Source organism: Mesorhizobium yinganensis (assembly GCF_040081985.1).
In the GTDB taxonomy this organism is placed as follows: Bacteria; Pseudomonadota; Alphaproteobacteria; order Rhizobiales; family Rhizobiaceae; genus Kumtagia; species Kumtagia yinganensis.
On record NZ_JBEBMH010000035.1, the window covers coordinates 25,541 to 34,941 of the forward strand.

8 protein-coding genes and 2 pseudogenes are annotated in these 9,401 nt (G+C 62.4%); 5 read left to right on the forward strand and 5 right to left on the reverse strand.

Annotated elements, in window-relative coordinates:
• Window positions 1-401 precede the first annotated feature (401 nt).
• The 3 genes and pseudogenes from ABMA59_RS32375 (at window position 402) to ABMA59_RS32385 (ending at window position 1,624) form a co-directional block, all read left to right on the forward strand.
• Window positions 402-626: a hypothetical protein gene (locus tag ABMA59_RS32375; RefSeq protein ID WP_349009499.1), complete on the forward strand. Its 225-nt coding sequence runs from the start codon at window positions 402-404 to the stop codon at window positions 624-626.
• Window positions 627-674: 48 nt separating this feature from the next.
• A pseudogene (locus ABMA59_RS32380) lies at window positions 675-1,442 on the forward strand (SOS response-associated peptidase family protein).
• Window positions 1,442-1,624: a hypothetical protein gene (locus ABMA59_RS32385; RefSeq protein ID WP_349009500.1), complete on the forward strand. Its 183-nt coding sequence runs from the start codon at window positions 1,442-1,444 to the stop codon at window positions 1,622-1,624. The pseudogene ABMA59_RS32380 and the gene ABMA59_RS32385 overlap by 1 nt, the downstream one beginning before the upstream one ends.
• A gap of 123 nt (window positions 1,625-1,747) precedes the next feature.
• Here ABMA59_RS32385 and ABMA59_RS32390 read toward each other — a convergent pair whose 3' ends face one another.
• Window positions 1,748-2,743, reverse strand: coding sequence for a helix-turn-helix transcriptional regulator (locus tag ABMA59_RS32390; RefSeq protein ID WP_349009501.1), 996 nt, complete (start codon window positions 2,741-2,743; stop codon window positions 1,748-1,750).
• 491 nt (window positions 2,744-3,234) lie between these two features.
• Between ABMA59_RS32390 and ABMA59_RS32395 the strand changes: the two genes are divergently transcribed.
• Together ABMA59_RS32395 and ABMA59_RS32400 are read left to right on the forward strand one after the other, a co-directional pair.
• The gene (locus tag ABMA59_RS32395; RefSeq protein ID WP_349009502.1) at window positions 3,235-3,903 is read left to right on the forward strand and encodes a hypothetical protein; all 669 of its coding nucleotides are present in this window, start codon (window positions 3,235-3,237) and stop codon (window positions 3,901-3,903) included.
• Window positions 3,884-5,692, forward strand: a complete 1,809-nt coding sequence (locus ABMA59_RS32400; RefSeq protein ID WP_349009503.1) for a calcium-binding protein — start codon at window positions 3,884-3,886, stop codon at window positions 5,690-5,692. Before ABMA59_RS32395 ends, ABMA59_RS32400 begins: the two co-directional genes overlap by 20 nt.
• A 70-nt stretch (window positions 5,693-5,762) precedes the next feature.
• On the opposite strand, the gene ABMA59_RS32405 is transcribed toward ABMA59_RS32400, so the two are convergent.
• From ABMA59_RS32405 to groEL, 4 genes and pseudogenes are all read right to left on the reverse strand, one after another.
• Window positions 5,763-6,260 carry a hypothetical protein gene (locus ABMA59_RS32405; RefSeq protein ID WP_349009504.1) on the reverse strand — a complete coding sequence of 166 codons (498 nt, stop codon included), beginning with the start codon at window positions 6,258-6,260 and terminating at the stop codon, window positions 5,763-5,765.
• 255 nt (window positions 6,261-6,515) lie between these two features.
• On the reverse strand, window positions 6,516-7,955 hold the full coding sequence (locus tag ABMA59_RS32410; RefSeq protein WP_349009505.1) for an IS1182 family transposase: 1,440 nt from the start codon (window positions 7,953-7,955) through the stop codon (window positions 6,516-6,518).
• Window positions 7,956-8,121: 166 nt separating this feature from the next.
• Window positions 8,122-8,370, reverse strand: a complete 249-nt coding sequence (locus ABMA59_RS32415; protein ID WP_349009506.1) for a hypothetical protein — start codon at window positions 8,368-8,370, stop codon at window positions 8,122-8,124.
• Window positions 8,371-8,436: 66 nt separating this feature from the next.
• Window positions 8,437-9,249 (reverse strand): annotated as a pseudogene (groEL, locus tag ABMA59_RS32420) (chaperonin GroEL); the annotation flags it as partial.
• Between the last annotated feature and the right edge of the window lie 152 nt (window positions 9,250-9,401).

Genomic DNA, 9,401 nt, shown 5'->3' on the forward strand with positions numbered 1-9,401 from the left:
AGGGGTCCGGGACAAGGCTGACACGGCCGCTCTAGAAGCTGCGTGCCTCGATTGGGACGAAGCGCGCAAGCCACAAACCGCTGACCTTGAAATCGTGCACGATCCGGAATCGCAGCTTGCCGATCGGGCGACTGCAATCCGGCGGTTGCGGAAGATAGCAGGGGCGAAGAAGTGGACCAAAAAAGGACGAGGATCGCATCTCGACCTATGCCTGGATCATCGCCGCCGACATGGAGGGATCGACGGCGCGGCCGTTCGTCGACCCGATTACGATCGGGGCCAACAGGGTCGGGATGGCCCGGTATAGAGGGGAGGATGCCACAGCCTCCCTCCAGACGTTCGCCGCTGCGGTTGAGGCACTTATTGAGGCATCTGAGCCTCGGCACTGAAGGTGCACAGCTATGATCAGGATCGAAAGACTGAGCCGCCGACAGGAAGACGCTCTGCAAGCTGCTGCCGATTGCTTCGTCGATGCCCACGACGGCGACATCATGAAGGCGCTGAAGGCGATGATGCTGCTCAACAAGAATTTGCAGGAGCGGCGCGACGCCAAGCAGCCGGCTGAGACTGTCAGGAGACCCGATCCTGCGCCACCGCGCCCGAGGCAACAGCAGTTCACCTTCTAGGACTGCTGTGCCATCCTGCCCGCAAGGGAAACTTACCGGGAAGGCCGCATGTGCAACCTCTACAACATCACCACGACACAGCAGCAATTATAGATCTGGTCAGGGTGTGGCGCGATCTGTCCGGCAATCTTGAACCGTCGATCGATGTTTATCCCGACCGCTTCGGCTCAGTGGTGCGCAACGGCCTCGACGGGCAGCGCGAACTGTGAGGATGCGTTGGGGTATGCCGTCATCATCGCAGGCCCTGTTCCAGGCGACAAGCAAGCGAGCGGACAAGCTTCGCACCAAAGGAAAGGACATCGATAAGGACGCCTTCGCCGAGATGCTGAAGATGGAACCGGACGGCGGGACCACCAACATCCGCAACACCGCCAGCAAGCACTGGCTGCGGTGGCTTGGCGTGCCGAACCGCTGCGTCGTGCCGTTCACCAGTTTCGCCGAGCCGGACCCGGCCAGCGCCGCCGGAGGTCGCACACCCAATGCCTGGTTCGCTGGAGACGACAGCAGGCCCTTGATGTTCTTCGCTGGCGCCTGGGTTCCGGACTGGCCAGCGTCCGCAAGATCAAAGAAGGTCCGGTGGCGCTGGATCTGTACGCCTTCCTGACGACCGAGCCGAACGGTGTCGTCGGGCCAGTTCACCAGAAGGCAATGCCGGTGATCCTCACCACGCGGCACGAGGTCGAGACCTGGCTGACTGCGCCGTGGGAAGAAGCGAAGGTGCTGCAAAGGCCGCTGCCCGATCACATGCTGAAGCAGGTTCCGCCCCAGCCGAAGTTGGAGGACATGACGCCACCGCTTCAGCCGGCGCTGCTGTGATGGACGAGTCACCGATCATTTCCGTCGAACAGCTACCGACGCCTGCCGGCCTCTACATCCACTATTGCGACCACCAGGGTTGCAAGGAGTGGGGCTGCTTCGGTTACGACGGGCGCTACGACACCGATTGGTACTGCGGCGTTCACCGGCAGGACGGCGAGCGGAGGCGGCGCGGAGCCTGACAGATGGCCGAAGCCCAACTCCCGCAAAGCAAGATGTCGAAGCTGGTCCTCGTTGTGAAGGGGTTCGATAGAGCCGAGGAGGAGGATGCGAGCAGGAATGTGTGATTTTAGACAAGCGGCCCATCAATCGATTTCTTGGCCGCTCCTCCCACTGTCGCGCACCTGCGACGGCCTCTCTCCGAACCGCTGGCGGAAGCGGCGGTTGAAATACGACACGTCGTTGAAGCCGACGGCATAGGCGATCTCGATCACCTTCATCCGGTCCTTGCTCTTGTCGGCGAGCATTTTGCGAGCCGTCTGAAGCCGCAGTTCGGTCACCCGTTCGGCGAAGCCCAGCCCGGTCGCCTGCAGCAGTTCGTTGACGTAGCGTGGTGTGAGGCTCAGCCGGCGCGCGACATGCGCGGTCGAGAAGGAAGGGTCGTCGAAATTCTTGCGGATGACCGCAACGATCTCCTCAATCCGGGCGGCGCGCAAACCGCGCATCCTCGCCAGTTCGGCTGAATCGCCATTGGCGCCGAGTACCAGCGCGACGAGATCGATCAGCGTGGTCGCGATGTGGTCGAGCAGGGCCAGATCGGGCTCGCCCTGGGTGATATGCGGCAGGATTCCAATGTAGCGCTTGAGATGCGCGGCCGCCTGCGGCGCCGCGTCGAGCGGCCGCGCCACAAGGTCATAAGCATTGGCGACGCGCCCGGCCAGCAGTTGCGGCGGGATGTCGAGGAGGTGGAAGTTGAAGCCGCCCGGCTGCCGGATGTCGCCCGCCTCGCCTTCAGTCACCAGCAACGGGCTCTCGACGCGATGCACCGTCTCGCGGCCGAGTTGCGCCTGGACGATGGGGAACTCGTTGCGGCTGAAAGCCAGGCAAAAGTTCGATCGCAGCGACGATCCGGCAACATGCTGTTTGTTGCGCAGAACCTGATCGACGGCGGCGTCCGTGCTAGCCACGCCGATGCCCCCGATCGCCTGGAATTCCGTATTGGCGGCGAACGGCTTGCTGTCGACGCGCCTCAGATCGAACTCGCAATAGGCCGCCACGTACATGTCGTGCCAGGTGCTGAAGCGTGCCCGGTCATCGAGACGGTCCGGCATCCCCTGGGTCGACAGAACCAGCTTTTCCATTGCGCCCGAACTTCGCTCCCTGGCCGCGCGCCGATATTCGTCAAACTTTACCTTCAAGGTCAGACGAAAGGAATAGCCCGGCCATGAGCGGCGGCAAAGGAGACTGGCGGGAACGGTGTCGAGCCCGATTTCAGCGTGGAAGCGGGATCGGTGTGGGGCGGCGGTAGTATGCAGGGCGTTCGCTGCGCGGCACCGTAAGCGATCCCCTGTGAACACGCCCGCGATCGTAGTTCTCACGGAAAAGCAGACCCGAAACCCGATAAAAGATGATTTCCGGCCATTTTCGTAGCCGAGGTTCCCCTGGGGTCAAGCCAGGTTCCCGCCAGGACAAGACCCAAGCATATCGCCTGGGCTAACAGGGCGCCAATTGCGAATGCCTGTTCTGGCCCCTGAAACCGGCGGACCCGCATTCGTTTCCATCAACCGGACCTGACTGTCCCGCTCCGTCATCGGCGCGGGTCGGCGGCCCATTGTCGAGAAGGAACACTTCGATGGCTGTCACCAGCACCTATACTCGTACCATCATCAAATCCGAGTTCCAGGCCAACAGCTTCGAGACCGGCAACCAGCTTGCGCCGGACGTGACCGGCCTGTCGAACGGCGGTTTCGCCGTCGCTTACAACAACGGCAACATCAGCAACGGCGAAGTCCTTGTCGACTTCTACGATGCCGCCCATGAGCGCATGGGCACGTTTAACGTCGCCTATTTCGGCGCCACCGACGCAGTCGGCCAGCCCCAGGTGACCGAACTCGCAAACGGCAACGTGCTGGTGACCTGGGTCGACGCCGAGGCCCCGCTCCTGAACCTCAGAGGTCACTTGTTCCAGTCCGATGGCACGCCGATCGGCAATGAAATGAACATTGACACCGTCGGCGGTGACATTCAGGTCGCGGCGCTCTCCGGCGGCGGCTTCGTAGTGACCGATGCCAGGACCGAGAACATCCTGCACGCCCGCTTCAACGATTTCGGCACTGAGACCGGTGTGACCACCGTCGTGAACAACTGCGCTCGCCGGCGACCAGAACGGCGGTTCTGTCGCTGCCCTGAGCACCGGCGGCTACGTCGTCACCTATACCGACACCAACCCCGCCAACCAGACCCTTCGCGCCCGCATATACAACGCCGACGGCACGACGAAGGTGAACGACTTTGTTGTTGACGGCGTCGGCGACAACACCGAGGCCAAGGTGGTCGGCCTGAAGGACGGCAATTGGGCCGTGGTCTACAAGGACAATGGCTGGGGCGGCCAGGATGCGGGCAATTCCGGCATCACACTGCGTATCCTGGACGGAAACGGCGGAAACGCCACGCCCGGCACTTACATACGCGTCAACACCCCGTCCGGCCAGACCGAGATCGAGCCGGACATCACCATGTTGGAGAACGGCTTCATCGCGATCACCTGGACCAAGCAGATCAGCTTCACCGATTTCAACGTGCAGGGCCGTGTCTATACGGCGGCGGGCGTCGCCGCGACCGACGAATTCACCCTGAGCCTGGGCGCGGGCGACGACAGCAACTCCTCCGTCGCCGGCCTGCTCAACGGCAAGTTCGGTGCCGTCTGGTTCGACAATACGCCCGACTCCAGCGGCACAAGCCTTAGCGCGGCGATCAACGAGATCGTTCGTACCACCGTCGGCGACGCCGCCGGCGACAACTTCGCCGGCGACGAACTGAAGGATATCGTGACCGGCAACGGCGGCGAGGACTTCCTGTATGGCTTGGGCGGCGACGATCATATCGACGGCGGCGCCCAGAACGACTGGCTCGATGGCGGAGCCGGAAACGATACGCTGGACGGCGGGACGGGGGTCGACAACCTATATGGAGGGACCGGCAACGATCGTTTCATTGTGGACAGCGAGAGCGACAAGGTCATCGAGTCCCTGAACGATGGCACGGCCGACGAGGTGGTTGCCGGTGTCAGCTATACGCTGGGCAACACCTACATTGAAATCATGTCCACCATCGACCAGACCGACACGAAGGCGATCGACCTGACGGGCAACGCGCTTGCGCAGGAAATCACCGGCAATGCCGGCGCCAACGTCCTGAACGACGGCGGCGTCGGCGGGGCGGATACGATGAAGGGCCTCGGCGGCGACGACACCTACCGCGTCTACAATTCCGGCGATGTCGTCATCGAAGGCGTGTCGGAAGGCGCGGCCGACAAGGTTGCCTCGGCGGTGGATTTCACGCTCGGCAAGGGCGTCTACGTCGAAATCCTGACGACGAACGGCTCCGCCGGCCTGTCGTCGATCGACCTCACCGGCAACACATTGGCGCAGGATATCTGGGGCAACGCCGGAGCGAACGTCCTGCATGACGGCGGCGCCGGAGCCTCGGATATGCTCAAGGGCCTCGAAGGCAACGACACCTACCGCATCTACAACTCTGGCGACATCGTCGTCGAAACCGCCTCGCAGGGCGCTCTCGACAAGGTGATGGCGGCCGTCGACTATACGCTCGGCAAGGGTGTCTATGTCGAACAGCTCTATACCAACGGCTCGGCCGGCGTCTCCGCCATCGACCTGATCGGCAACGAGATCGGCCAGGAGGTCAGGGGCAATGCCGGCACCAACCGCATCGACGGCAAGGGCGGCCTCGACACGCTTTACGGCGGCAGCGGCGCCGACACCTTCGTCTTCTCCTCGGCGCTCGACGCAGGCAATGTCGATACCCTCGGCGACTTCGGCGCCGCCGCCGACACGATCGAGCTTGAGAACGCGATCTTCGGCAAGCTGGCGGCGACCGGGGCGCTGGCGGCGGGCAACTTCCGGGCAAACGCCTCCGGCGTGGCGGTCGATGCCAACGACTACATCGTCTACGAGACCGATACTGGAAAGCTGTTCTACGACGCTGACGGCAATGGAGCGACGGCCGCCATCCAGTTCGCGACCCTGACCGACCATCCGACACTCACGGCGGCCGACTTCGTGGTCGTCTGAGGATCTAAAACGCAAAGGACCCCGCAGCCGAAGCTGCGGGGCGATCAAATTGGCGAGTTTCGGAAAGAGGTTATTCAGCGGGGGCCTTCGGCTTGACCCACCGCACGACTACCTCCAGCGGGATGTCGGCGATCAACATGGCACAGACACCGATCAGGAACGCCGCGGCATGAGCGCTGGCGATGTCGTCGGGCGGCAAGGGCAGACCGATCGACTTGATGTAGTGAAGCGCCGGGACGGTCAGATAGCCTGGCGCCAGTGTTCCGTAGATCGGCGACGCGACCCTCTCCCGGAATTGAAGCGCCGGCGAGACAGCGTGCGCAGGAGGCCTGCCAGCAGGTTCGGGGGAGCCGGAAGCGCCCGGAGAATGTTGGATTTCAGGTGCTTTCCCTCCGCCAGTCGACTCAAAGACAACATTCTCCGCTCCGAATGGGAGCGCTTGAAACGGCGCAGAATTCCGGCTTTTTTCACCAAAGCTGTGAACCAGACGAGCGCGCGCAATCGCGGATTTTTCTCTCCTTTCGCGGACATTCTCCAGAGCTGGGGACTTGGCAAATTTAGTACCCATGTTCCCGATGCAAAAAATTCAAAGACTTAGTGACTATCGTGAGTACCGCCGGTTTGGGTATCCTCCGGAGTGGCGAAAGTGTCAGAAATCGAAACCTCAGGACTCGTTTGTGAGAACTGCGGCATTAGTTCTATGCGCTGACAGGAGGTAGTGTAGATTCCACCCGCCTTACGTCTGCTTCGCACCTGAGGCTGTGTGAGAACTCGGGGCAGCCGATGTGCCGCATTGTTTTTCCGTGGTGCTGGTTGGTTCCGTTTACCCCATTATCACCTTGAGGATTGGACCGACGCCAGCGACTGCAATGGCGCGCTTGATGTTATAGGCCAGGATCGCCAGGCTTGTTTCAGTGGCAACGTTCTTGAGGCCCCGCATTCGGAAGTGGGTGGCGCCCATCCAGCCCTTGATGGTGCCGAAGACGTGTTCGACCGTGCAGCGCCGGGTCGTCATCGCGTCGGGCATCGCGTCGAGCCTGCTTTCCATGGCATCAAGCACAGCTTCGTGTTCCCATCGTCGGATGCGTTTCTCCTTGCCGGCCGTGCACAGAGGGCGGGATGCGCAGGCGCCGCAAGCCTTCTGGTTAAAGTAGACGCTTATGAGCTTGCCGCCTTCCACTCGGGCGAACCGTTTCTGGAGCTGTTCGCCGGCCGGGCAGCGATAGGTGTCGGTCTCGGGCTCATGCACGAACATGGTCTTGCCCCAGAAGCCACGAGCCTGCGCCGGTGACGTATTCGGCTTGGGCACCATCGGGATGATGCCAGCTTCGGCACAGGAGCGGATCTGCTCGCCCTCATAATATCCACGATCGGCAAGGGCGATCATCTCGGCAGTGCCGATCTCGGCCTGTGCGGCCTTGGCCATCTCAAGCAGATGCGACCGGTCATGGCCCCGGTTCGTCACCGCGTTGGCCACGACGATATGGTGCTTGGTATCGACGGCCGCCTGCACGTTGTAACCGACGACACCGCGATGGTCGCTTCCGGTCGCCATCGCGCGGGCATCCGGATCGGTGAGCGAGATCTGCTCATCGGCAGCGGCTTCCAATTGCTGGCCAATCTCTTCGAGTTCGCCAAGCCGACCACGCAACGCCGCCAGTCGCTCGGTCAGGTGCTCGATGCGCGGCGTGGCCGGACCGGTCTCCGCATTGTCGGCGTCCTCAAGCTCGGCCAGGTAGCGCGCTATGCTCTCTTCGACACGGGCCTTCTGGCGCGCCAGTTTGCCCTTGGTGTAGTTCTTCTCGTGCGTGTTCACCGCGCGCAAGCGTGAACCGTCAATGGCGACCATACCGCCGCCTACGAGACCAAGAGCGCGGCAGATGGCAACGAAGCGCTGACACGCGATCTGGATCGCGCTGGCATTGTCATGGCGGAAGTCGGCGATGGTCTTGAAGTCGGGTACCAGCTTGCCGGTCAGCCACATCAGTTCGATGTTGCGGCCAGCCTCGCGCTCAAGCTTCCGGCTCGATGTCAGCTGGTGCAGGTATCCATAGACATAGAGCTTGAGCATCGTGCCCGGAGCGTAGCCGGGCCTGCCGGTCGATGCCGGCCGCACGCGGGCGAAGCCGAGTTCGGTCAGATCGAGTTCGTCGACAAAGGCGTCGATAATGCGGACCGCATTGTCAGGGTCTACATAATCTTCAAGACAGGCGGGCAAAAAGCTCGCCTGAGTTCGGTCGGCAGCCTCGACAAAACCGCCCATCTGGCACCTCCGAAGCAGTGCAAGATCATAGCACGATCAAGGGTTTTCACACAGCCTCCACCTCCTCTCGGTCGTTCCCGAGTCTGGCTCGATGCCCCGAAAGCTGCCGATCCGGATAAGGACAAAAAGTCCCCGATGCTTGTTTTCCGATCCGACACCCCATCACCTATGGCGACGGTTCCGCCTCGTATGCGACATCACGTGAGTTGCCAGCTGTCGTCGTCAGTTGTTGCGCCGCCAAGAACATCAGGGCCGACGCTGCCGTGCGCCGGTTCCAACCCGCGGATTCGGCCATGTCGAGCAAGCTAGTCATCAGCGGCTTCAATGCGCTGCGGCATTCGGATTCATGCCTAATGAAGTCCTTCGCGGGATGTGTCGGCGAAGGAACGGTTCCAAAACCGTGTGATGCGTTCATCGGCTTCCTCCTATCTCTTGAGATGCCCGCCCCTCACGGCCGAGGGGCGGGCAAGCTAGTCGATGATCAGAAGTCCATTCCGCCACCGCCCGGCATTGCAGGTACCGGCGCTTCCTTCTTTGGCTTCTCGGCCACCATCGCTTCGGTGGTGACGAGCAGGCCGGCAACGGAGGCGGCGTCCTGGAGGGCGGTGCGCACGACCTTGGCCGGGTCGATGACACCTTGGCTGTAACGATCGCCGAACTCATTGGTCTGGGCGTTCCAGCCCCAGCCGAACTCGCTTTTCTCGCGCAGCTTCCCGACGATGATCGAGCCCTCGGCGCCGGCATTCTCGGCGATCTGGCGAACCGGGGTTTCGATGGCGCGGCGCACGATCTCGACGCCGGTCTTCTGGTCGGGATTATCGACCTGCACCGCATCAAGAGCCTTGGCGGCCCTCAGCAGTGCGACGCCGCCACCCGGCAGAACCCCTTCCTCGACCGCAGCGCGCGTTGCATGCAGCGCGTCGTCGACGCGATCCTTGCGTTCCTTAACCTCGACCTCGGTCGAGCCGCCGACGCGGATCACAGCGACAACGCCGGCGAGCTTCGCCAACCGCTCCTGCAGCTTCTCGCGGTCGTAGTCTGAGGTGGTCTCCTCGATCTGGGCCTTGATCTGGGCGACCCGGCCCTGGATTTCCTCCTTGCGGCCGACACCGTCGACGATGGTGGTGTTCTCCTTCTCAACTACCTTCTTGGCCCGGCCGAGCAACTGCAGTGTCACATTCTCAAGCTTGATGCCGAGATCTTCCGAGATCGCCGTGCCGCCGGTGAGGATGGCGATGTCCTCCAGCATGGCCTTGCGGCGGTCGCCAAAGCCCGGCGCCTTGACGGCAGCGACCACGGTACTGGCACGCACTCTCGCCACCGAGGGTGTTCGCACGCCGCGCCAGCGTTTGATCGACAAGGGTTTCCTCTACAAGCTGCTCAACCGGGTGTACATCGGCGAGGCCGTGCACAAGGGCAGCAGCTATCCCGGTGAACATGAGGCAA